This is a genomic window from Pseudonocardia sulfidoxydans NBRC 16205 (genome assembly GCF_007989085.1).
Classification (GTDB): Bacteria; Actinomycetota; Actinomycetes; order Mycobacteriales; family Pseudonocardiaceae; genus Pseudonocardia; species Pseudonocardia sulfidoxydans.
Window position 1 is genome coordinate 69,151 of the sequence record NZ_BJVJ01000006.1, and the last position, 22,591, is coordinate 91,741.

Sequence of the window (22,591 nt, forward strand, 5' to 3'; positions counted from 1 at the left end):
CGAACGTGTCGTGAGCGCTCCTCGACCGCGCTGACGACACGTTCGTCGGCAGCCGTCCACGCGAACGTGTCACCAGCGCGGTCCGGCAGCGCTGGTGACACGGCGGTTCGCGCGCGTCCGCGCCTCCCGTAGCGCACGCACATCGGGCCGACCACGCCACCCCGGGGCAACGCCGCAGAGGGACACACCGGGGCGCGGCCTGCGGCAGCTCAGCCCGTGCGTTCCACGACGTAGGCCGTGAGCGTCGCCAGCGCGGAGGTGGCGGCGCAGTCGGGCAGGATCGCCAGCTGCGCGCGGGACTCCTCGGCGTAGCGGGCCAGCGTCTCCCGGGAGCGGTCGAGGCCCGGGCCGGTACGCAGCAGGTCGAGTGCCTCCTCGACCTCGGCGTCGTCGCTGATCGGGCGCGACAGCAGGTGCCGCAGCCGGTCGGCGCCCGGCTCCTGCAGCGCGTAGAGCATCGGCAGGGTCTGGACACCCTCGCGCAGGTCGGTGCCCGGGGTCTTGCCCGAGTCGTCCGCCGGCGACGCGATGTCGATGACGTCGTCGGAGATCTGGAAGGCGGTGCCGATGGTGTCGCCGAAGCGGCGCAGCGACTCGGTCTGTTCCGGGGTGCAGCCGGAGAACATGCCGCCGTAGCGGCCGGAGGTCGCGATGAGCGAGCCCGTCTTCTCGGCGACGACCCGCAGGTAGTGCTCCACCGGGTCGTCGCCCGGGCCGGGGCCGCGGGTCTCCCGCATCTGACCCGTGACCAGCTCGGCGAACGTCTCGGCGATGATGCGCACCGCGTCGGGCCCGAGATCGGCCACGAGCCGCGACGCGTGCGCGAACAGGAAGTCGCCGGTGAGGATGGCGACGGTGTTGTCCCACCGCGAGTTGGCGCTCTCGGCGCCGCGACGCATCGTCGCGGAGTCCATCACGTCGTCGTGGTAGAGCGTCGCCAGGTGCACGAGCTCCACGACGGCCGCGGCCGTGACCACCTCGTCGCTGTCGGGACGTGGCCCCACCTGCGCCGACAGCAGGGTGAACAGCGGTCGGAACCGCTTTCCCCCCGCGTCGATCAGGTGCAGCGAGGTCTCCGCGACGAAGTGGTACTCGGCCTGCACCTCGCGGTGCAGGAGGTCCTCGACCCGCTTGAGGCCGTCGGTCGTGACGGCGGCCAGTACGGGGTCGCCGACCTCGACTCCCGCGACGATGTGCGTCTCCACCCCTCCAGCCTACGAACTCATCCGGAGAAGGGGCCGCCGGAGGCCATGCCGAGCGCCAGCGACGGCACGATGCCGAGCAGGAGCGTCACCAGGACACCCAGGGTGATGGCCGCCGTGGTGAAGGCGCCGGGGACGGTGACGGTCGGTCCGTCGGGTGCGGGCTCGTTGAAGTACATGAGCACGATCACCCGCAGGTAGAAGAACGCCGCCACCGCGCTGGCCACCAGGGCGATGATCACGAGCGGGGCCATGCCGTCGTCCAGCGCGGCTGCGAAGATGGCGAACTTGGCCGTGAACCCGCTCGTCAACGGGATGCCCGCCAACGCCAGGAGCAGGAAGGACATGACGCCCGCGAGCAGCGGGGATCTCTTCGCGAGACCCGCCCATTGGGACAGGTGCGAGGCCTCTCCGTCGGAGTCGCGGACCAGCGAGATGACGCCGAACACGGCGAGCGTGGTGAACCCGTAGGCGATCAGGTAGAACAGCGTGCCGGACACGCCCTGCTCGGTGATCGACATCGAGCCCAGGAGCAGGAAGCCGGCGTGCGCGATCGACGAGTAGGCGATCATGCGCTTGATGTCGGTCTGGGTGAGACCGAGGACAGCGCCGATGACCATCGACACGATCGCGACGGCCCACAGCACGCCGCGCCACTCCCAGCGGGTGGTGTCGAACGCCACGAACAGCACCCGCGAGATGGCGCCGAACGCGGCGACCTTCGTGCAGGCCGCCATGAACGCGGTGACCGGCGTGGGCGCGCCCTGGTAGACGTCGGGCGTCCAGGCGTGGAACGGGCCGACGGAGCCCTTGAACAGCAGGCCGACGACGAGCAGTGCGAGGCCGCCGAACAGCAGCGCGTCGGAGCGGTCGGAGCCGGCCGCGGCGTCGGCGATGGCCGACAGCTTGACCGAGCCCGCGTAGCCGTAGAGCAGCGCGAGGCCGTAGAGGAAGAACGCCGAGGCGAACGCGCCGAGCAGGAAGTACTTGACGGCCGCCTCCTGCGAGAGCAGGCGACGCCGGCGGGCGAGCCCGCACATCAGGTACAGCGGCAGCGACAGCACCTCGAGAGCGATGAACATCGTCAGCAGGTCGTTCGCCGAGACGAAGACCATCATGCCGCCGAGGGCGAACAGCGCGAACGGGAAGACCTCGGTCTGCATCGTCGGCGCGGAGCCGGGTTCGCCGTAGTCGCGGTCGACGTCGTCGCCCCCACCGCCGGTGACGGTCGTGCCCCCGCCTCCGGACGCGGCGCGCGAGGCCGGCGTCGGGATGAACGCCCCGCCCGGCTCCACCGAGCGGTCGGCGATCAGCAGGATGCTGCCCAGGCCCAGGAGCAGCAGGGTGCCCCAGAGGAACAGCGTCGGGTTGTCGACGGACAGCGCGTCGCCCAGGGTCGTCAGCGCGGCGGGGCTGCCGCCGGCGTAGACGCCGAGGGTGATGCCCGCGGCGGCGAGGACGACGAGGCTGAGCGCCACCTGGACGGGCCAGCGCTGGTGCCGTGGGAGGAACGCCTCCACGAGCACCGCGATGCAGGCGCCGCCCAGCACGATCAGCACGGGCGCGATGGCGCCGTAGGCGATCGGCGGCGCGGTGATCGCGCCGGCGGGCGCCTGCGCGAGAAGAACCGGGGTCACCGGGACACCCCTCCCACCGGGTCGGCGAGTCCGACCTCGGTCATCGTGGCGGCTGCCGTCGGGTTGATCACGTCGAGCACCGGGCCGGGGAAGAACCCGAGCACCAGGATCAGCACGATCAGCGGCGTCAGGACGCCGATCTCCCGCTTGGACAGGTCGGGGAATCCGGTCGCGCCGCGCTCGGCGGCCACGGCCGGGTCGATCATGGTGCCCGGCCCGTCGCCGCGGCCGCCGCCGAGGGCGGCGAGCACGGCCGAACCGCGCAGGGGGCCCTGCATGGTGCGCTGGTACATCCAGAGCACGTAGAGCGCCGCGATGATGATGCCGACGGTCGCCAGGATCGTGTAGACGGGCTGGCGCGGGAACGAGCCCAGCAGCACCAGGAACTCGCTGACGAACGAGTTGGTGCCGGGCAGTGCCAGCGACGACAGGCCGGCGACGAGGAACGCGCCCGCGAGCAGCGGGGCGACCTTGTGGACGCCGCCGTAGTCGCCGACCAGCCGCGACCCGCCGCGGGCGATGACGAGGCCGACGACGATGAACAGCATGCCCGTCGAGACGCCGTGGTTGACCATGTAGAGCACGGAGCCGCTGAACGCCTGCGTGGAGAAGGCGAAGATGCCCAGCGCGATGAAGCCGAAGTGCGCGATCGAGGTGTAGGCCACGAAACGCTTCATGTCGGTCTGTCCGACGGCCAGCAGGCCGCCGTAGAGGATGCCGATCACCGCGAGGGTCAGCACGAGTGGCGCGAGCTTCTGCGAGGCCAGCGGGAACAGCGGCAGGCAGTAGCGCAGGAACCCGAAGGTGCCGACCTTGTCGAGGATGCCGACGAGCAGCACACCGGCCCCGACGGGGGCCTCGGCACCGGCGTCGGGCAGCCAGGTGTGGAACGGCACCAGCGGCGCCTTGATCGCGAAGGCGACGAAGAAGCCGAGGAACAGCCAGATCTGGGTGCTCTCGGGCAGCGACGCCGCCATCGTCTGCAGCTCGACCCAGGTGAACGTGCCCTGGCCCAGCTCACGGCCGCTGACGACGAACAGGCCGATCACCGAGGCGAGCATGATCAGGCCGCCGAGCAGCGAGTACAGGAAGAACTTCACCGCCGCGTACTGCCTGCGCGGGCCGCCGAAGCGCCCGATCAGGAAGTACATCGGGACGAGCATCGCCTCGAAGAAGACGTAGAACAGGAAGACGTCGGTGGCGGCGAAGACCCCGACCAGCAGGCCCTGGGTGGCGAGGACCAGCGCGTAGAACCCGGACTGGGTGCGCCCCTCGGGGAGCTTCTCCGCCCAGGAGAACGCCATGACGATCGGCACGAGGACCGCGGTGATCGCGAGCATGACGAGTGCGAACCCGTCGATGCCGAGCGCGAAGCGGGTGCCGAACGCGGGGATCCAGTCGACGGCGAACTCGAGCTGGAACCGGGCGCCGTTCTGCGCGGCCGGGACGGAGTAGGCGAACCAGGTGATGACGACGAGCGCGAGCTCGACGACCGACACCGCGACGGCCACCCACTTGGCGGTGGTCTGCTCCTTGATCGGGGCGACCAGTGCTGCGCCGACCAGCGGCACGAGCAGCAGGACCAGGAGAAGCACGGAGCCTCCGCTCATGCGAACCTCACCGCCAGCAGTGCGGCGATGACCAGCACCGACCCGCCGAGCATGCTCAGCGCGTAGGACCTGACGAACCCGGTCTGCAGCCTGCGCAGCCGGCCGGACGAGCCGCCGAGCGTGGCGGCCGTGCCGTTGACCAGGCCGTCGACGCCCTTGTTGTCGATGTAGACGAGCGCCCTCGTGAGCCAGACGCCGGGGCGCGCGACGAGCGCCTCGTTGATCGCGTTGGCGTAGAGGTCCCGGCGGGCCGCCTGGACGGGGATCGAGACCGGCTCGGGACGCTCGACCGGGGTGGGCCGGCGACCGACGATCAGGTACGCCAGCAGCACGCCCAGCGCCGAGAGGCCCAGGACCAGCCAGGGGACGACGGCGTGCGGCAGCGCCCCGCCCTCGAGCTCCTCGAGCTCACCGAGGGTCGGCGAGAGCCAGTTGGCGAGCCGGTGGCCCTGCGTGAGCAGGAAGCCGGCGAACACCGAGCCGAAGGCCAGCACGATCATCGGGGCGGTCATGGAGACGCCCGCCTCGTGCGGGTGGTAGTCGTGGTGGCCCGAAGACCCGCTTGCGGGGTCGAGCGTCGACGCAGCGGCATTGATGTCCTGCCAGCGCTTCTTGCCGAAGAACGTCATGATCATCAGTCGCGTCATGTAGAACGCGGTGAGACCCGCGGCGATGGCGGCGACGAGCCCGAACACCCAGCCCTGCCAGCCCGGCTGGGCGAAGGCCGCCTCGATGATGGCGTCCTTGGTGAAGTAGCCGGACAGGAACGGGAAGCCGATCAGGGCCAGGTAGCCCAGCCCGAACGTCACGAACGTGATCGGCATGTGCCGGGCGAGCCCGCCGTAGTGGCGCATGTCGACGTCGTCGTTCATGGCGTGCATGACCGAACCGGCGCCGAGGAACAGGCCGGCCTTGAAGAAGCCGTGTGCCAGCAGGTGCGCGATGCCGAGTGCGTAGCCGACGGGCCCGAGGCCGACGGCCAGGATCATGTAGCCGATCTGGCTGACCGTGGAGTACGCGAGCACCTTCTTGATGTCGTCGTACGCGCAGCCGATGATCGCGCCGATCAGCAGCGTGATCGTGCCGATGAGGGCGACCACCAGCCTGCCGTCGGCCGTGAGGTTGTAGATGGGGTTGGCGCGGGCGATGAGGTACACGCCCGCGGTCACCATCGTCGCCGCGTGGATGAGTGCCGAGACCGGTGTCGGGCCCTCCATCGCGTCCGGGAGCCACGCCTGCAGGGGGAACTGGCCGGACTTGCCGCAGGCGCCCAGCAGCAGCAGGATCGTGATCGCGAGCGTCGTGCCCGGCGGCACCTCGCCGATGCGGGCGAACACCTCGGTGTACTGCGTGGTGCCCAGCTCGAGCCAGATCAGGAAGATCGCCAGCGCGAGCCCGACGTCACCGACGCGGTTCATCAGGAACGCCTTCTTGGCGGCGGTCGCCGCGGACGGGCGGTCCTGGTAGAAGCCGATCAGCAGGTACGACGCCAGACCGACGCCCTCCCAGCCGAGGTAGAGCATCACGAAGTTGTTGCCGAGGACCAGCACCAGCATGGCCGCGACGAACAGGTTGAGCTGCGCGAAGAAGCGCCGCCGCCCGGGGTCGTGGCTCATGTAGCCGGTCGAGTAGATGTGGATCAGCGAGCCGACGCCGGTGATCAGCAGCACGAACGTCAGCGACAGCGGGTCGAGCCGCAGGCCGAAGTCGATGTGCAGGCCGCCGACGGAGATCCACTCGTAGACCGACGCCTCGCGCGTGCGCTGCGCCGGGTCGAGGCCCAGGGTGTCGAGGAAGATCAGCAGGCCGATGACGAACGAGGCGACGACGGTCGCGACGCCCAGCCAGTGGCCCCAGCGGTCGCTGCGCCGTCCGGAGACGAACAGGAACAGCGCGCCGAGGGCCGGCAGTACCACGAGCAGCCACGCGAGCGATGCGACACCGCTCGCAGCCGCCACTTGCCCCGCTTCGGGGAGCTGGGTAGGCACGGGGAGCTCCTAGTACTTGAGCAGGTTGGCGTCGTCCACCGAGGCGGACCGGCGCGTGCGGAAGATCGACATGATGATCGCGAGCCCGACGACGACCTCCGCCGCGGCGACGACCATGACGAAGAACGCCATGATCTGGCCGTTGAGGGCGCCGTTGATGCGCGAGAACGTCACCAGCGTCAGGTTCACCGAGTTGAGCATCAGCTCGATGCACATGAACACGACGATCGCGTTGCGGCGCACCAGGACGCCGACGGCGCCGATGGCGAACAGCAGCGCCGAGAGCAGTAGGTAGTACGTCGGGGTCATCGGTCACCGTCCTGGGAGGACCCGCCGGTGAGGGAGTGCGGGTCGGCCGGCGGCTGCTCGATCTCGGTGACCGGGGTCGACTCGATGATGTCCGAGAGCGACTCCGGCGCGATCGAGCCGTCCGGGAGCAGGGCGGGCACCGCGACGGAGTTGGCCGTCGCGAACACGCCCGGGCCGGGCAGCGGGGAGATGCGGGCGTGGCGCCCGGTGAGGCGGGCCAGCACGGTGGCGCGCTGACCGGCCTTGCTGCGCGACTTCGACGGCGCGTACGCGAGCACCATCGCGCCCAGGGCGGCGGTGATCAGCAGCGCCGAGGTGAGCTCGAACGCCAGCAGGTAGTCGGTGAAGATCAGCCGGCCGATGCCGTGCAGGTTCTGCGACGAACCCGCGCCGCCCGCGCCGAGGCCCACCGGGGTGACCTCGATCAGGGAGCGGGCGATGGCCGCGACGAGCAGCACCGCGAGGCCCAGGCCCAGCGCGAGGCCCGCGAGCCGTTGCCCGCGCAGGACCTCGACCACCGAGTCGGAGCTGTCCCGGCCGACGAGCATCAGCACGAACAGGAACAGCATCATCACGGCGCCGGTGTAGACGATGATCTGCACGAAGCCGAGGAACGGCGCCTGCTGGACCATGTAGAGGATGCCCAGGCTGAGCATCGTCATGACCAGGAACAGCGCCGAGTGGACGGCGTTGCGGGCCAGGACCATGGCGAGCGCGCCGCCGAGGGCGATGGGCCCCAGGATCCAGAAGGCGATCGACTCGCCGAGCGTCATCGGCCCGCCGGTGTCGGCCGCGGCCTGCGCGAGGGTCGTGATCATCGGACCTGCTCCCCGACGGGGTCGTTGGCGATCTTCTCGCCCGCCGCGGAAGCCCGGGCCAGCGTCGGCCCCTGGACGTAGTAGTCCTGCTCGTTCTCACCGAGGCGCATGGGGTGCGGCGGCTGCTCCATGCCCGGCAGCAGCGGCGCGAGCAGCTGCTCCTTGGTGTAGATCAGGTCCTGCCGGTTGTCGTCGGCCATCTCGTAGAAGTTGGTCATCGTGAGCGACCGCGTGGGGCACGCCTCGATGCACAACCCGCAGCCGATGCAGCGCAGGTAGTTGATCTGGTAGTCGTGGCCGTAGCGCTCACCCGGGGAGAACCGCGCCTCCTCGGTGTTGTCGCCGCCCTCGACGAAGATCGCGTCGGCGGGACACGCCCAGGCGCACAGTTCGCAACCGACGCACTTCTCCAACCCGTCCGGGTGCCGGTTGAGCTGGTGGCGGCCGTGGTAGCGCGGCGCGGCCGGCGGGAAGTCCTCCGGGTACTCCTCGGTGACGACCTTCTTGAACATCGTCGAGAAGGTGACGCCGAAGCCCTTGAAGAAGTTGACGAACTCGGACATCTACTCGCTCTCCTTCCCGGAGTCGCCGGAGCCGACCGCGGCGGGCTCCTTGCCGGACGAGCCGGTGACCCGGCGGGTGCGGGCGCGTGGGGGCGTCGGCACCGTGAGGTCGAGTGGCGGTACGGGATAGTCGGAGCCCAGCTCGATCGGCAGGGGCTCGGTGCGTCGCCGGTCGGGGACCAGGAACGCGACGACGAGGATGACGGCGAGCACGATGCCGCCGGCCACCAGCAGCGTCGTGATGTCGCCGGACTCGCTGTTGCGCCAGGCCCGGACCGCGAAGATCAGCAGGATCCACAGCAGCGAGATCGGGACCAGGCACTTCCAGCCCAACCGCATGAACTGGTCGTAGCGGAACCGGGGCAGCGTGCCGCGCAGCCAGATGAAGACGAACAGGAACAGCAGCGTCTTCACGATGAAGGCCAGGAACTGGAACCAGCCGTTGTCGAAGCCCGACCACAGGTGGCCCAGCCACGGGATCTGGCCGCCGCCGAGGAACAGCGTCGTCGCCATCGCCGAGACGGTCACCATGTTGACGTACTCGGCGAGGAAGAACAGCGCGAACTTCAGCGACGTGTACTCGGTGTGGAAGCCACCGACCAGCTCGGACTCGGCCTCGGGGAGGTCGAACGGGGCGCGGTTGGTCTCGCCGACCATCGAGATCACGAAGACGACGAAGCTCGGGACCAGCAACCACACGTACCAGCCGGTGCCCTGCGCGGACACGATGTCCGACGTCGACATCGAGCCGCTGTAGAGGATCACGGCGACGATCGACAGGCCGAGCGCGATCTCGTAGGAGATGACCTGGGCGGCCGAGCGCAGCGCACCCAGCAGCGAGTACGGCGAGCCGGACGCCCAGCCGCCGAGCACGATGCCGTAGACGCCGATCGACGAGCAGGCAAGCACGACGAGCACGCCCACCGGCAGGTCGACCAGCTGCAGCACCGTGCGCTCGCCGAACATCGACACCTCGCCGCCGAACGGAATCACCGAGAAGGCGACGAAGGCCGGGATCGTCGAGATCACCGGGGCGATGAAGTACACCCGCTTGTCGGCGAGCGTCGGCATGATGTCTTCCTTGAAGGCCAGCTTGAGCCCGTCCGCGAGGGACTGGAGCCAGCCACCGGGACCCACCCGGTTGGGGCCGGGACGCTGCTGCATCCGGCCGACGACCTTGCGCTCCCAGTTGATCATGAAGAGCGTCAGGACGACGCCGAGGGCGAACAGCCCGACGACCTTGATGAGGATGATCCAGATCGGGTCGTCGGCCAGCAGCTGCTGGGTGGTGTTCACGCCGCACCTCCGTCAAGGTTGCCGGCGCCGGTGACGCCGACCAGGTCGCCGTGGCCCGCGCCCAGCGCCGTGCGGACGCCGTCGGCGTCCACCGGGTTGGCGGGCAGCCACACCACGCCGTCGGGCAGGTCGGCCAGTGCCACCGGGACCGTGACCGCGCCGCGAGCCGTGCGCACCGTCGCGTCCGCCCCCTCGGTGAGGCCGAGCCGTTCCGCGGTCGCCGCGTTGACCCGCAGCACCGCGGTGCGGGCCGTGCCCAGCAGGTGCGGCTCGCCGACCGACAGCGAGCCGCTGCCGACGAGCTGCCGCCACGTCGCGAGCACCGCCTGGCCGTAGCCGGGCACCACCGCGTCGGCCGCGCCCACCGAGGGCGCCGTGCCGGACGCCGCGACGGACCCGAGCCGGGCCAGGTCGCCCGCCGACGCGGCCGGGGTCTGGGTGAACAGGTCGACGTCCATCTCGACCGCGAGCGTGTCGAGCACGCGGCAGTCGGGCAGGACACCGGACGCGTCCAAAACGACGCCGAACTCGCGGCGGCGCCCCTCCCAGTTGACGTAGGAGCCGGAACGCTGCGCGTCGGGGGCCACCGGGAGCACGACGTCGGCCAGCTCCGTGACCGCCGAGGAGTGCATCTCGAGGCTGACGACGAACCCGACCTTCGACAGCGCCTCGAGGGCACCGGCCGGGTCGGACATGTCGTGCGGGTCGACCCCACCGACGACCAGCGCCGACAGAGCCCCGTCGGCGGCCGCGGCGAGAATCTCGTCGGCGTCGCGGCCCGGGGTGTCCGGGAGCGCGCCCTCGGCGAGGCCCCAGGCCCGCTCGACCTCGGCGCGCGCCGCCGCGTCGGCGACGCGGCGGCCACCGGGCAGCAGGGCCGGGACCGCGCCCGCCTCCAGCGCACCCCGGTCGCCCGCGCGGCGCGGGACCCAGCCGACCTTCGCGCCGGTGCGCGTGGCCAGCTCGGCGACGGCCGAGTAGAGGCCGGAGACCTCCGCGGCCCGGTCGCCGACCAGGATCACCGCGCCCGTGGCGCTGAGCGCGTCGACGAGCTCGCCACCCGCGGCCGCCAGCTCGTTCAGGACCGCGGCCTCCCCGCCGGGAACCGACGGGATGAGCGTCGCGTTGGTCTTGTGAACCCCGGGGGTGCTCCACTGACCGAGCTGGAAGACACGCTGACCGCGCTTGAGGACGGCCTTGCGCAGCCGGAGGAAGACCATGCCCGCCTCCTCCTCCGGGTCCAACCCGACGGTGAGGACGGCCGGCGCGGCCTCCACCGCGGCGAACGTCACGCCCGTGTCCGGGGTGGTGCCGACGACGCCCGACGCCAGGAACTCCAGCTCCTCGGCGCTGTGCGGGCGGGCGCGGAAGTCGACGTCGTTGGTGTGCGCGGCGACGCGGGCGAACTTCGCGTAGGCGTAGGCGTCCTCGACGGTCAGCCGGCCGCCGGGGAGCACCCCGATGCCGCTCCGCGCCCGCGCGGCGAGCAGACCCTCGGCCGCGGCGCGCAGCGCGTCGGTCCACGAGGCCTCGGTCAGCACCCCGTCGACGCGGACCATCGGCCGGGTGATGCGCCCGGCCGAGGTGAGGTAGCGGAACGCGAAGCGGGTCTTGTCGTCGATCCACTCCTCGTTGACGTCCGGGTCGTTGCCGGCGAGGCGCCGCATCACGGTGCCGCGGCGGGCATCGATGCGGATCGCCGCGCCGGACGAGTCGTGCTCGGTGACGCCCGGCGTCGACACCAGGTCGAACGGGCGGGAACGGAACCGGTAGGCGGCGCTGGTCAGCGCGCCGACCGGGCAGATCTGGATGGTGTTGCCGGAGAAGTAGGACTGGAACGGCTTGTCCTGCGCCACCCCGATCTGCTGCTTCGCGCCGCGTTCGAGGAGCTCGATGAACGGGTCGCCCGCGATCTGCTCGGAGAAGCGGGTGCAACGCTGGCACAGGACGCAGCGCTCCCGGTCGAGCAGGACCTGCGTCGAGATCGGCAGCGGCTTGGGGAACGTCCGCTTGACGTCGACGAAGCGGGAGTCGGTGCGTCCCGACGACATCGCCTGGTTCTGCAGGGGGCACTCGCCGCCCTTGTCGCAGATCGGGCAGTCGAGCGGGTGGTTGATCAGCAGCAGCTCCATGACGCCCTGCTGGGCCTTGTCGGCCACCGGCGACGTGTGCTGGGTCTTGACGACCATCCCGTCGGCGACCGTCATGGTGCAGCTGGCCTGCGGCTTGGGCATCGGCCGGCCGCCCATCTCCACCTCGACCAGGCACTGGCGGCACGCGCCCGCCGGGTCGAGCAGGGGATGGTCACAGAACCGGGGCACGATGATGCCGAGCCGCTCGCAGGTGCGGATGAGCAGCTCACCCTGCGGGGCGTCGACCTCGAGGCCGTCGATCGTCAGCCGTACGTGGCCCTCGGGGACGGGCCTGCTCGCCGTGCCGTCGGGCGCCTTCTCGGGAGAGAGGGTCACGCGCTCGCTCCAGTCATCTGGGCCAGCTGATCCGGTCGCGCGACCGCCGGCTGTTCGGCGATCAGGTCGAGGAACTCCTGGCGGAAGTACTTGATCGCGCTGGTGATCGGGCTGGTCGCGCCGTCGCCGAGTGCGCAGAACGAACGGCCCAGGATGTTGTCGCAGATGTCGAGCATCGTCTCGACGTCCTCGACCGTGCCCTGCCCGTGCACCATCCGCTCGAGGATCTGGACCAGCCAGTAGGTGCCCTCCCGGCACGGCGTGCACTTGCCGCAGCTCTCGTGCTTGTAGAACTCGGTCCACTTCATGACCGCCCACGGCACCGACACGGTCTCGTTGAAGATCTGCACCGCGGTCGTGCCGAGCATGGACCCGGCCGCCGCCGCGCCCTCGAAGTCCAGGGGGACGTCCAGGTGCTCGGCGGTGAACAGCGGCGTCGACGACCCGCCCGGAGTCCAGAACTTCAGCGGGATGCCGTCCTTCATGCCCCCGGCCATCGCCAGCAGCTCCCGCAGCGTCACACCCAGCGGGGCCTCGTACTGGCCGGGGCGCTCCACGTGCCCCGACAGCGAATAGATCTTCGGGCCCGGGCTCTTCTCCGTGCCCATCGACCGGAACCAGTCGCTGCCGCCGGAGACGATGTCGGGGACCGACGCGATCGTCTCGACGTTGTTCACCACCGTCGGCGAGGCGTACAGGCCCGACGTCGCCGGGAACGGAGGCTTGAGCCGCGGCTGGCCACGACGACCCTCCAACGAGTCCAGCAGCGCCGTCTCCTCGCCGCAGATGTAGGCACCCGCACCGGCGTGGACCACGATGTCGAGGGAGAACCCGCTGCCCAGGATGTCGGTGCCCAGATACCCCTTGGCGTAGGCCTCCGCGACCGCCTGCCGCAGCCGGCGGATGCAGTGCAGCGCCTCACCACGCACGTAGATCGCGCAGAAGTTCGCGCGGATCGCGTAGCTGGTGATGATGCAGCCCTCGATCAACGAGTGCGGGTCGGCCATCATCGTCGGGATGTCCTTGCAGGTACCCGGCTCGCCCTCGTCGGCGTTGATCACCAGGTACTTCGGCTTCGCGCCGGCGCCGGTGGGGCCCTGCGGGATGAACGACCACTTCATCCCCGTCGGGAACCCCGCCCCGCCACGACCGCGCAGCCCCGACTCCTTCACCAGCGTGATCAGCTGGTCGGGCTGGGCGGCCAGCGCGGTACGCAGCGCGGTGTAGCCGTCGGTGCGCTCGTAGGTGTCGATCGACCACGACCGGTCGAGCTGCCACCGGCGCGTCAGCACCGGGGTCAGCGGATCCGTACGGGTGGGCTCGGTCATTGCATTCCCTCGCTGCGCGAGCTCAGCACTGCCCGCGGTCGCTGTGTCGACAATTCGCTCGCAAGCTCGCTCATGACTTCGCCTCCGGAAGCGGCGGCAGCGCGGGGTGCTCGGCGGGCCGGGCGGGAGCCGCCCAGCCGCGCTCGTCGGCCAGGACCGCGCCGCGGACGGTCTCGGGCGCGATCGACGGGCCCTCGGCGACCGCGGCCAGGTCGGGGTGGAACCCGGCCAGCTCGAGCTCCACGGTGCGCAGGTCGGTGAGCGAGGCACCCCGCGTGGGGTGCGGCTTCTCGCCGCGGCGCAGCGCGTCGACCAGCTCCTCGGCCGAGTCGACCGACTGGTTGTCGAAGTACTCGTAGTTGACCTGGATGACCGGCGCGAGGTCGCACGCCGCCAGGCACTCCGCGTGCTCGAGGGTGATCGAGCCGGGACTCCCCGGCTCGCCCGCGGTCTCCTCGTGGCCCAGCGGGCGGCCCCCGCTGCCGAGCTTGTCCTGCAGGCGGGCGTAGATCGCGTCGCCGCCCATCGCCGCACACAGGGTGTTGGTGCAGACGCTGACCAGGTGCTCACCGCACGGGTTGCGCTTGTACATCGTGTAGAAGGTCGCGACGGCCGAGACCTCGGCCGTCGTGATCTCCAGCATCTCCGCGCAGAACCGGATACCGGCCTGGCTCACGTGGTTCTCCACCGACTGCACCAGGTGCAGCATCGGCAGCAGCGCCGACCGCGACTGCGGGTAGCGCGCGATGATCTCCTTGGCGCGCTGGCGCGTCACCTCGTCGAACGCCGGCGACGCGATCGGTCCCTCGGCGACCTCGGGGGTCCAGACCACCTCGTCGGGCCCGGTCACCTCCCGGGAGTTCGACTCCGGACTGCCCTCCGGCAACGTCATCGCACGACCTCGCTTCGCTCGGTCGACGAAGACTCCACGCGCGGTGACACTGATTCGCTCGCACGCTCGCTCATCGGTCCACACCCCCCATCACCGGGTCGATCGACGCGACGGCCGCGATGACGTCGGCGACCATGCCGCCCTCGCTCATGGCGGGCATGGTCTGCAGGTTGACGAAGCTGGGCTCGCGCATGTGCACGCGCACCGGGCGGGTGCCGCCGTCGGAGACCAGGTGCACGCCGAGCTCGCCGCGGGGCGACTCGACGCAGCTGTAGACCTGTCCGGCCGGGACCTGGAAGCCCTCGGTGACCAGCTTGAAGTGGTGGATCAGCGACTCCATCGACTGACCCATGATCTTGCGGACGTGCTCGAGCGTGTTGCCCATGCCGTCCGACCCGATCGAAAGCTGTGCGGGCCAGGCGATCTTGCGGTCCTCGACCATCACCGGGCCGGGCTCGAGCCGGTCGGCGGCCTGCTTGATGATCTTCAGCGACTCGTGGATCTCCCGGACCCGCACCACGTAGCGCGCGTAGCAGTCGGCGCCCGTCTCGACGGGCACCTCGAAGTCGTAGGTCTCGTAGCCCCAGTAGGGCTCGACCACGCGCTGGTCCCACGCCAGGCCCGCCGACCGCAGGATCGGGCCGGTCGCGCCGAGCGCGAGACAGCCGTCGATCGGCAGGTAGCCGACGCCCTCGAGCCGCTGCTTCCAGATCGGCTGACCGGTGAGGAGCTTGTCGTAGTCGCCGAGGCGCTCGTGGAAGATCTTGATGAACTCGTCGATCTTCTCCCGCCAGTCCTCGGGCAGGTCCTGCGCGAGCCCGCCCGGGCGGAAGAACGCGTGGTTCATCCGCAGCCCGGTCAGGTACTCCAGCAGGTGGAGCACCTCCTCGCGCTCACGGAAGCCCGCGGTCATGCCCGTCAGCGCGCCGAGCTCCATCCCGCCCGTGGCCAGGCACACGAGGTGCGACCCGATCCGGTTGATCTCCATGAGCATCACGCGGATGACCTGCGCGCGCTCCGGGACCTCGACGCCGAGCAGCTTCTCGACACCCATCACGTAGGCGGCCTCGTTGAACAGCGGCGCCAGGTAGTCGGCCCGGGTCACGAACGTGACGCCCTGCGTCCACGTCCGGTACTCGCAGTTCTTCTCGATACCGGTGTGCAGGTAGCCGATCACCGAACGGGCCTGCGTGACCGTCTCACCCTCGAGCTCCAGCACCAGCCGCAGCACACCGTGCGTCGACGGGTGCTGCGGACCCATGTTGATGACGATGCGGTCGTCGTGCTCGGAGTCGACGATCGAGTCCCAGTCGCCACCGGTGACCGTGTAGACGGTGCCCTCGGTGGTCTCGCGTTCCGGGGCGTAGAGGTCGGTCTCGGGGGTCGTCACGAGTAGGCCCTCCGCTCATCGATACGCAGCAGGAATCTCCGCGCCAAAGAAATATTCACGAGTACGCCCGCCGCTCGTCCGGCGGCGGAATCTCCGCGCCCTTGTACTCCACGGGGATTCCGCCGAGGGGGTAGTCCTTGCGCTGGGGGTGGCCGTCCCAGTCGTCCGGCATGAGGATCCGGGTCAGCGCGGGGTGGCCGTCGAAGACGATCCCGAACATGTCCCAGGTCTCGCGCTCGTGCCAGTCGGCCGTCGGGTAGACCTCGACGACGCTGGGCAGGTGCGGGTTGGTCTCGCCGCCGTCCCAGTCGAGGGCGACCTCGAGCCGGATCCGCTTGCGGTAGGTCATCGACAACAGGTGGTAGACGACGTGCATGCGCTGCGGCACGTCGACTCCGTAGTCGACCGCCGACACCGCCGAGCACAGCTCGAAGCGCAGCGACGCGTCGTCGCGCATCGCCCGGCAGACGTCGAGGATCTCGTCGGCCGCGATGTAGAGGGTGATCTCCCCGCGGTCGATCGTGACCTGCTGGATCGCGCCGCGGGTGCCGCGCTCGTCGAGGGCCGCGACCAGGTCGTCGACGAGATCGTCGTACCAGCCGCCGAAGGGCCGCTCCGCCGGTACCGGGACGTGGGCGGGCAGCCGCAGGCCGGAGAAGCCCGACGTGTCGCCGCTGCCGCGGACACCGAACATGCCCCGGCGCGCACGGCCCGCCGGGGCCGGCCGGGTGCCGCCCTCGACGGCCTGGTCGCCCAGACCGGCGAGCTCGCCCTCGCCGTGCTCCGGTGCGGTCCCGCCGTTCGCGGCGTGCTGTTCGTCGTCGGGGCCGCTGCGCTGCGCCGACGACTGCTCACCGCCGGTCGGCTCCGCACCGCCCTTGTCGTCCTTGGAGGTGCCGGCTGTTCCGCCGGGACCCGTGCGTTCCGTCATCGCCGGCTCACTTCTTCTTCGTCGCGTACTTGATCGACGACGGGATCATCGGGGTCTTGTGCCCGCTGGCGGCCAGCTCTGCGGCCCGCTTCGGGCCGAGGGGCTCGTCCATGATCTTGGCGTGGATCTTGAGGATCGCGTCGATCAGCATCTCGGGCCGCGGAGGGCAGCCCGGCAGGTACATGTCGACGGGCACGACGTGGTCGACGCCCTGGACGATCGCGTAGTTGTTGAACATGCCACCCGACGAGGCGCACACGCCCATGGCCAGCACCCAGCGGGGCTCGGGCATCTGGTCGTAGATCTGGCGCAGCACCGGCGCCATCTTGTTGCTGACCCGGCCCGCGACGATCATCAGGTCGGCCTGGCGGGGGGACGCCCGGAAGACCTCCATGCCGAAGCGCGCCAGGTCGTAGCGGGGCGCGCCCGTCGTCATCATCTCGATCGCGCAGCAGGCCAGCCCGAACGTCGCGGGCCACAGCGACGACTTGCGCGTCCAGTTGACCAGCTTCTCGACGCTGGTCAGCAGTACGCCGCTGGGCAGCTTCTCCTCGAGTCCCATGTGTTTCGCCTCAGTTCCAGTCCAGGCCGCCGCGTCGCCACACGTACACGTAGGCGAAGCCGACCGTGACGATGAACAGCACGATCTCCACCAGCCCGAACAGGCCGAGCATGTCCGCGCTCACGGCGAACGGGTAGAGGAAGACCATCTCGATGTCGAAGAGGATGAACAGCATCGCCGTGACGTAGTAGGCGACCGGCATGCGGCCGGCGCCCACCACGGGCTGGGGCGACGGCTCGATCCCGCACTCGTAGCTGTCGAGCTTGGCGCGGTTGTAGCGCCGGGGGCCGATGAGCGGCGCGGCGGCGACGGACCCGACCGCGAAGAGACCGGCCAACGCGGCCAGCAACACGATCGGGAGATAGGGATCGAGCATCGTGACACCCTCGCCATTGGTGAAGCGGTGACTTGTTCTGCGTGGTGGGAGATCAGCGTCCTCGGGATCGATACCCCGCCGGGACCTTATGGCGCGGTGGATCACCCCTCGGAAGTCAGGACAGCCTTAGTTCACGGTCCCGACCACCTGTTCGCCGTGGTGGCGGGCGGGGTGGTCCCCGCTCCGAGTCGGTCGGCCCGCGCTCCCGCCGCCCCCGCGCACGCGCCACCCGCACCCGGGCGGGCGACGACGCCGGCACCGGGCGCTCCTCGCCGCGCCGATGCGCGGGTGGTGGGGTCGAGGGCGACCATCTGGCTCCTTGTGAACGGATTCACGAAGTCCGTGCGAGAGTCTATGCTCCGCGTCCAGCCCTGGACGCAGCACCACTGCCTTCGGGCGGCTGGGTGCTCGGACGACCGACGAAAGTCCCGCAAGACTGCCCGGCGCCCACCCCGCCGGCCTCCCCCGCCGAGGGGGGAGGAACGGTCATAACGAAACGGTGTCGCGGTCACCCGGCACGGCCCCGACCAGCGTCGTACCACATCCGACCGGCTCCGCGGCCCGGCCCGGGGATCCCCCGCGCGGGGGGTTGCGTCAGACGCGCCGCGCGCGGTGCAGCGCCACCGCACCGAGAGCGAGATCACGCCACGCGACGTCGCTCCAACCCGCGTCACCGATGATCCGGGCCAGCTCGGGCTGCGCGGGCCAGTCGCGGATCGACTCCGCGAGATAGGTGTAGGCCTCCGGGTTCGACGACACCCGCCGCGCCACCGCGGGCAGCACCCCACGCAGCACCACGTCGTGGTAGGCCACCCGGAACGGCGTCCACGTGGGCGTCCCGAACTCGCACACCACGAGCCGCCCGCCCGGCCGCGTCACCCGGGCCATCTCCCGCAGCGCCGCCGCGGTGTCGACGATGTTGCGCAGCCCGAACGAGATCGTCACCGCGTCGAACACGCCGTCGGCGAACGGCAGTGCCATCCCGTCGGCCGCGACCTTCGGCACGTCCCTGTCGGCGCCCGCGCGCAGCATCCCCAGCGAGAAGTCGGCCGCGACGCACCAGGCACCCGAGCGGGCCAGCGACACCGTCGACACCGCGGTGCCCGCGGCGAGGTCGAGAACCTTCTCCCCCGGGCGGAGGTCGAGCGCCGCGCGGGTCAGGTCCCGCCAGCGGCGGTCCTGCCCACCCGTGAGCACGGTGTTGGTCAGGTCGTAGCGCTTGGCCACGCCGTCGAACATCGCCGCGACGTCGTCGGGTCGCTTGTCCAGGTCCGCGCGTGCCACACCGGCAACGCTACGCGGCGGCCGCCCGGACACCGCCGAGGGTCGCGAGCATCGACGTCACCGACGCGGGCCAGCCGAACTCCTCCGCTCTGTCGCGCGCCGCGCGGCGCCCGGCCTCGGCATCGGCCTCCAGCAGGCTCGCGACGGCGGCCGCGAACGCGCCCGCGTCGTCGGCCGCCGCAGCGCCCGACCGGCCGGCGACGATCTCCGGCAGCGCCGACGACGCCGACACCACCACCCGGGTCCCGCTGGCCAGCGCCTCCAACGCCGACAACCCGAACGTCTCGTGCGGCCCGGGCGCGATCGACACGTCCGCCGACGCCAGCAGCGTCGCCAGCCGTGACCGGTCCGGCACGAACCCCAGGAACGTCACCGGCAGACCCGTCGCGCGCCGGGCCATCGCCGCCCGCCGCGGACCGTCGCCGGCGACCACCAGCCGCGCGTCCACCCCGTCGCGGCGCAACGCCGCCACCGTGTCGACGCTGCGCTCCGGGTGCTTCTCCGGCGACAACCGCCCGCAGTGGACGACCAGCACCTCCGCGTCACCGCCCAGGTCGTCGCGCAGGCCGCGGTCGTGGCGGTGCGGGGTGAACGTCGTCAGGTCCACACCCAGCGGCACCTGCGCCACGTTGCGGGCCCCGATGCGGTCGAACTCCGCACGCGCGAACCCCGTCGTGCACACCACCGTGTCGTAGGCCGCCGCCATCCGCGCGTTCGCCGCCTCGGCCACCGCGACCGCGGCCCGCCCGGGCAGCAGGAACTGCCCGAGCAGCCGGTCGAGACGCTCGTGGGAGATGACGACGCTCGGCACCGCCCGTCGCGACGCCCACTCGCCCAGGCCACGCAACGTCAGCCGGTCCGACACCTCGATCGCGTCCGGGGCCATATCGTCGAGCAGCCGGCGCACCCGCCACGGGTCGACGGCCCGGTAGCCGCCCGTGCCCGGCAGCGTCGGTGCGGCGACCGTCAGCCGGCGCACCCCCGTCGGCAACAGCTCGTCGGCCGCCGCCGGGCCCGGCACGACCAGCACCACCTCGTGACCGCGCTCGGCGTACCCCGCCCCGAGGTGGTGCAGCGCCGTACGCAACCCACCCGACCGCGGCCCGTAGAAGTTCGCGAGCTGGGCGATCCGCACGTCAGGCAACCCGTCGGTCGGCGGCCGCCCCGACGACGTCGCAGTAGTGCGCCAGCAGCTCGTCGCACACCGTCGACCAGGTCCGGTGCAACACCGAGCGTCGCGCGGCCGCCCGGTAGGCCGCCCGCAACCCCGGCTCGCACAACGTCTCGACGGCCGCCCGCAGCACCGCGTCCGCCTCGTCGGCCGCCGGGTCGCCCGCGTCCGTGCCGTCGGGCCGCGGCGGCACCAGCATCCCCGTCCGCCCGGGCAGCACCAGGTCGCGGGGGCCGCCCGCGTCCGGCGCCACCACCGCCAACCCCGACGCCAGCGCCTCCTGCACCGCCTGGCAGAACGTCTCCGACGGGCCGGTGTGCACGAACACGTCCAGCGACGCGTAGATCTCGGCGAGCTCGTCGCCACCCCGGAAACCGAGCATCGCCGCACCCGGCAGCGTCGCGCGCAGCCGCTCCTCGCTCGGCCCCGACCCGACGACGACGACCCGGACCCCGGGCAGACCCGCCAGGGCGGCGAGGCGTTCCACCTGCTTCTCCGGGGCCAGCCGCCCCACGTACCCGACAAGGATCTCCCCGTTCGGCGCCAGCTCCTCCCGCCGGCGCGCCGACCGCTTCGACGGCGCGAACCGGCCGGTGTCGACACCCCGTGCCCACTGGTGCACCCGCGGCACCCCGCGCCCGCGCAACGCCTCCGTCGCCCAGCTCGACGGGGCCAGCGTCCGGTCGGCCTGCCCGTGCAGCCGGCACGTCCACCGCCACGCCGCCCGTGCCGTCAACCCCAGCCCGTACGACGACGCGAACCCGGCGACGTCGGTCTGATAGACGGCCACGGTCGGGATGCCGAGGCGCCGGGCCGCCGCCAGCCCACGCGCGCCCACGACGAACGGCGCCGCCAGGTGCACCACGTCCGGGGAGAACCGGCGCAACGCCGTGAGGATGCGCCTGCTCGGCACCCCCACCGGCATCGAGTTGACGACGGGCAGCTCCACCGCGGGCACCCGCACGACCTCCACGTCCCCGTGACGGGTGGCCTCCCCCGTCCCGGGGGCGATGACCAGGGCCTCGTGCCCGTTCTCGGCCAGGTGCTCCAGCACCCTCAGCACCGAGTTCGTGACACCGTTGACGACCGGCAGGAAACACTCGGACACGATCGCGACGCGCACCCCCCGACGGTGTCGCACCTTCTCCCCCGCAGGCCGACGCCTGCGCGTCGCGTCGCGGAACACCGGCCGAACAGACAGCGCCTGTGAGTGGCGATAGTCGCTCTGGCGACTATCGCCACTCACAAGGCGGCTAGCGTCCGGGCATCACCGACTCGTCACTCGCCGTCCGGGCGACACCGTACCTGTTCGTCCTCATCTGGTCGTCCGGGTTCGTCGTCGCCCGGCTCGCCGCACCCCACGCCGACCCACTCACGTTCCTCGTCGTCCGCTACACCGGCATCGTCGCCCTCATGCTGGTGCTCGCGCTCCTCGCCCGCGCCGCCTGGCCCTCCTGGCGCCAGGCCGGACACCTCGCCGTCGCAGGCATCGGCATCCAGGCCGGATACCTCGGCGGCGTGTGGGTCGCCGTCGCCCAAGGGATGCCGTCGTCGGTCACCGCGCTCGTCGTCAACCTGCAGCCCGTCCTCACCGCGCTCGTCGGCTGGGCCGCCGGGGAACGCATGGGCGGGCGACGCGCCGCCGGGCTCGTCCTCGGCTTCCTCGGGGTGACACTCGTCGTCGCCGAGAAGCTGACCACGTCCGGCATCACCGCGCTCACCCTCGCCCTGTCCGGCGGGGCGCTGCTCGCCATCACGACCGGCACGCTCTACCAGAAACGCTTCTGCCCCGACTTCGACCTGCGCACCGGGCAGGTCGTGCAGTTCGTCGCCTCGATCGCCGTCACCGCGCCGTTCGCGCTCGCCTTCGAGAACCTGCGCATCGACTGGACACCCGCCGTGATCGGCGCGCTCGCCTGGTCGGTCGTCGTACTCACCGGAGGCGGCATCTCACTGCTGTTCCTGATGCTGCGCCGCGGCGCCGCAACCCAGGTGACGACGTACTTCTACCTCGTCCCCGCCATCACCGCCGTCATGGCGTTCCTCATGTTCGGCGAACAACCCGGCTGGGTCGCCGTCGCCGGGATGGCCGTCACCGTGGTCGGCGTCGCGTTGGCCACGGTTCAGACGCGCGCCACGTCGACAGCCTGATCACCCACGCCCGCCCGCTCGGACCGGCGGCGGCGCAACCACCACGCCCACGACCCGAACACCACCCACACCCCCACCGCCACACCGACCAGCACCGGCAGCCGGTTCAACGCGCTGCGCCCCGCGACCCGCACCAGCGACGGCTTCTCCGCCGAATACTCGACGATGATCGTCGACCCCGGCTCCAGGCCCCGCGGATACATGACGCCCCGCTCCGGGACGACCGCCTGCCCGTCGGGCAACGTGAACCGCACCAGCGTGTGGCTGAAGTTCGAACCGTCCAGCACCGTCGCCGTCGTGAACGCCCGGTTCGCCGCGATCGCCCGGTCGTCGAGGAACGCCCCCACGAACGCCAGCACCACCAGCACCGTGACCAGCACCGCGAACCCCGCGACACACTCCGGCTTGTGCCCCCGCAGCCACGACCGGGCAGCCCGAAGCGTCGACCCGACCGCCTCGATCAGCTCGCTCCCGCTGCCCGACACGAGACCCGAGTCTAGGAGGGTGCCGAACAACTCCGGCCGTAGGGAGCGGCGGCCAGGCCACAGTAGGTCCGAGTTGGTCAACGCACTCCTGGGCCGACACGCCCGTGTGGCGTCCCCCGCACCTGCCGGG

The 22,591-nt window shown here is 71.3% G+C and carries 20 protein-coding genes; 1 reads left to right on the top strand and 19 read right to left on the bottom strand.

Translation table 11 applies throughout. From position 1 onward, the window contains the following. Positions 1-209 precede the first annotated feature (209 nt). From PSU4_RS05215 to PSU4_RS05305, 18 genes are all read right to left on the bottom strand, one after another. On the bottom strand, positions 210-1,205 hold the full coding sequence (locus PSU4_RS05215) for a polyprenyl synthetase family protein (protein ID WP_147102934.1): 996 nt from the start codon (positions 1,203-1,205) through the stop codon (positions 210-212). Between the two features lie 17 nt (positions 1,206-1,222). Continuing rightward, entirely contained in the window at positions 1,223-2,800 is a 1,578-nt protein-coding gene (nuoN, locus tag PSU4_RS05220) for an NADH-quinone oxidoreductase subunit NuoN (RefSeq protein ID WP_373866034.1), read from the bottom strand. Between the two features lie 35 nt (positions 2,801-2,835). After that, positions 2,836-4,449, bottom strand: coding sequence for an NADH-quinone oxidoreductase subunit M (locus PSU4_RS05225; protein WP_147102938.1), 1,614 nt, complete (start codon positions 4,447-4,449; stop codon positions 2,836-2,838). Continuing rightward, positions 4,446-6,437: an NADH-quinone oxidoreductase subunit L gene (gene nuoL / locus PSU4_RS05230; RefSeq protein ID WP_186816753.1), complete on the bottom strand. Its 1,992-nt coding sequence runs from the start codon at positions 6,435-6,437 to the stop codon at positions 4,446-4,448. Before nuoL ends, PSU4_RS05225 begins: the two co-directional genes overlap by 4 nt. 9 nt (positions 6,438-6,446) lie before the next feature. Then, a complete protein-coding gene (gene nuoK, locus PSU4_RS05235; RefSeq protein ID WP_098958668.1) occupies positions 6,447-6,746 on the bottom strand; it encodes an NADH-quinone oxidoreductase subunit NuoK in 300 nt (99 codons plus the stop codon). Then, complete coding sequence (locus PSU4_RS05240) at positions 6,743-7,564, bottom strand: NADH-quinone oxidoreductase subunit J (RefSeq protein ID WP_147102940.1); 822 nt, start codon at positions 7,562-7,564, stop codon at positions 6,743-6,745. The genes nuoK and PSU4_RS05240 overlap by 4 nt, the downstream gene beginning before the upstream one ends. Further along, positions 7,561-8,127 (bottom strand): NADH-quinone oxidoreductase subunit NuoI, encoded by a 567-nt coding sequence (gene nuoI, locus PSU4_RS05245; protein WP_147102942.1) that lies wholly within the window; start codon positions 8,125-8,127, stop codon positions 7,561-7,563. Before nuoI ends, PSU4_RS05240 begins: the two co-directional genes overlap by 4 nt. Beyond that, the gene (nuoH, locus tag PSU4_RS05250; RefSeq protein WP_147102944.1) at positions 8,128-9,423 is read right to left on the bottom strand and encodes an NADH-quinone oxidoreductase subunit NuoH; all 1,296 of its coding nucleotides are present in this window, start codon (positions 9,421-9,423) and stop codon (positions 8,128-8,130) included. Continuing rightward, positions 9,420-11,891 (bottom strand): NADH-quinone oxidoreductase subunit G, encoded by a 2,472-nt coding sequence (locus PSU4_RS05255; RefSeq protein WP_147102946.1) that lies wholly within the window; start codon positions 11,889-11,891, stop codon positions 9,420-9,422. Before PSU4_RS05255 ends, nuoH begins: the two co-directional genes overlap by 4 nt. After that, a complete protein-coding gene (nuoF, locus tag PSU4_RS05260) occupies positions 11,888-13,219 on the bottom strand; it encodes an NADH-quinone oxidoreductase subunit NuoF (protein ID WP_147102948.1) in 1,332 nt (443 codons plus the stop codon). The genes PSU4_RS05255 and nuoF overlap by 4 nt, the downstream gene beginning before the upstream one ends. 70 nt (positions 13,220-13,289) lie before the next feature. After that, complete coding sequence (nuoE, locus tag PSU4_RS05265) at positions 13,290-14,111, bottom strand: NADH-quinone oxidoreductase subunit NuoE (RefSeq protein ID WP_147102950.1); 822 nt, start codon at positions 14,109-14,111, stop codon at positions 13,290-13,292. 70 nt (positions 14,112-14,181) lie between these two features. Next, on the bottom strand, positions 14,182-15,501 hold the full coding sequence (locus tag PSU4_RS05270) for an NADH-quinone oxidoreductase subunit D (protein ID WP_147102952.1): 1,320 nt from the start codon (positions 15,499-15,501) through the stop codon (positions 14,182-14,184). Between the two features lie 55 nt (positions 15,502-15,556). Beyond that, positions 15,557-16,432, bottom strand: a complete 876-nt coding sequence (locus tag PSU4_RS05275) for an NADH-quinone oxidoreductase subunit C (RefSeq protein ID WP_147102954.1) — start codon at positions 16,430-16,432, stop codon at positions 15,557-15,559. Positions 16,433-16,439: 7 nt separating this feature from the next. Further along, positions 16,440-16,994 (bottom strand): NuoB/complex I 20 kDa subunit family protein, encoded by a 555-nt coding sequence (locus tag PSU4_RS05280; protein ID WP_147102956.1) that lies wholly within the window; start codon positions 16,992-16,994, stop codon positions 16,440-16,442. A 10-nt stretch (positions 16,995-17,004) separates the two neighbouring features. Further along, the gene (locus PSU4_RS05285) at positions 17,005-17,370 is read right to left on the bottom strand and encodes an NADH-quinone oxidoreductase subunit A (protein WP_147102958.1); all 366 of its coding nucleotides are present in this window, start codon (positions 17,368-17,370) and stop codon (positions 17,005-17,007) included. A gap of 594 nt (positions 17,371-17,964) precedes the next feature. Further along, positions 17,965-18,654 carry a demethylmenaquinone methyltransferase gene (locus PSU4_RS05295; protein WP_147102960.1) on the bottom strand — a complete coding sequence of 230 codons (690 nt, stop codon included), beginning with the start codon at positions 18,652-18,654 and terminating at the stop codon, positions 17,965-17,967. Between the two features lie 10 nt (positions 18,655-18,664). Next, positions 18,665-19,789: a glycosyltransferase gene (locus PSU4_RS05300; RefSeq protein ID WP_147102962.1), complete on the bottom strand. Its 1,125-nt coding sequence runs from the start codon at positions 19,787-19,789 to the stop codon at positions 18,665-18,667. Between the two features lies 1 nt (position 19,790). After that, positions 19,791-20,948 carry a glycosyltransferase family 4 protein gene (locus tag PSU4_RS05305; RefSeq protein WP_147102964.1) on the bottom strand — a complete coding sequence of 386 codons (1,158 nt, stop codon included), beginning with the start codon at positions 20,946-20,948 and terminating at the stop codon, positions 19,791-19,793. A gap of 194 nt (positions 20,949-21,142) precedes the next feature. On the opposite strand from PSU4_RS05305, the gene PSU4_RS05310 reads away from it, so the two are divergent. Continuing rightward, a complete protein-coding gene (locus PSU4_RS05310) occupies positions 21,143-21,976 on the top strand; it encodes a DMT family transporter (RefSeq protein ID WP_246114957.1) in 834 nt (277 codons plus the stop codon). Here PSU4_RS05310 and PSU4_RS05315 read toward each other — a convergent pair. Next, entirely contained in the window at positions 21,949-22,461 is a 513-nt protein-coding gene (locus PSU4_RS05315; RefSeq protein ID WP_147102968.1) for a DUF3592 domain-containing protein, read from the bottom strand. The genes PSU4_RS05310 and PSU4_RS05315 overlap by 28 nt on opposite strands. Positions 22,462-22,591: the final 130 nt, after the last annotated feature.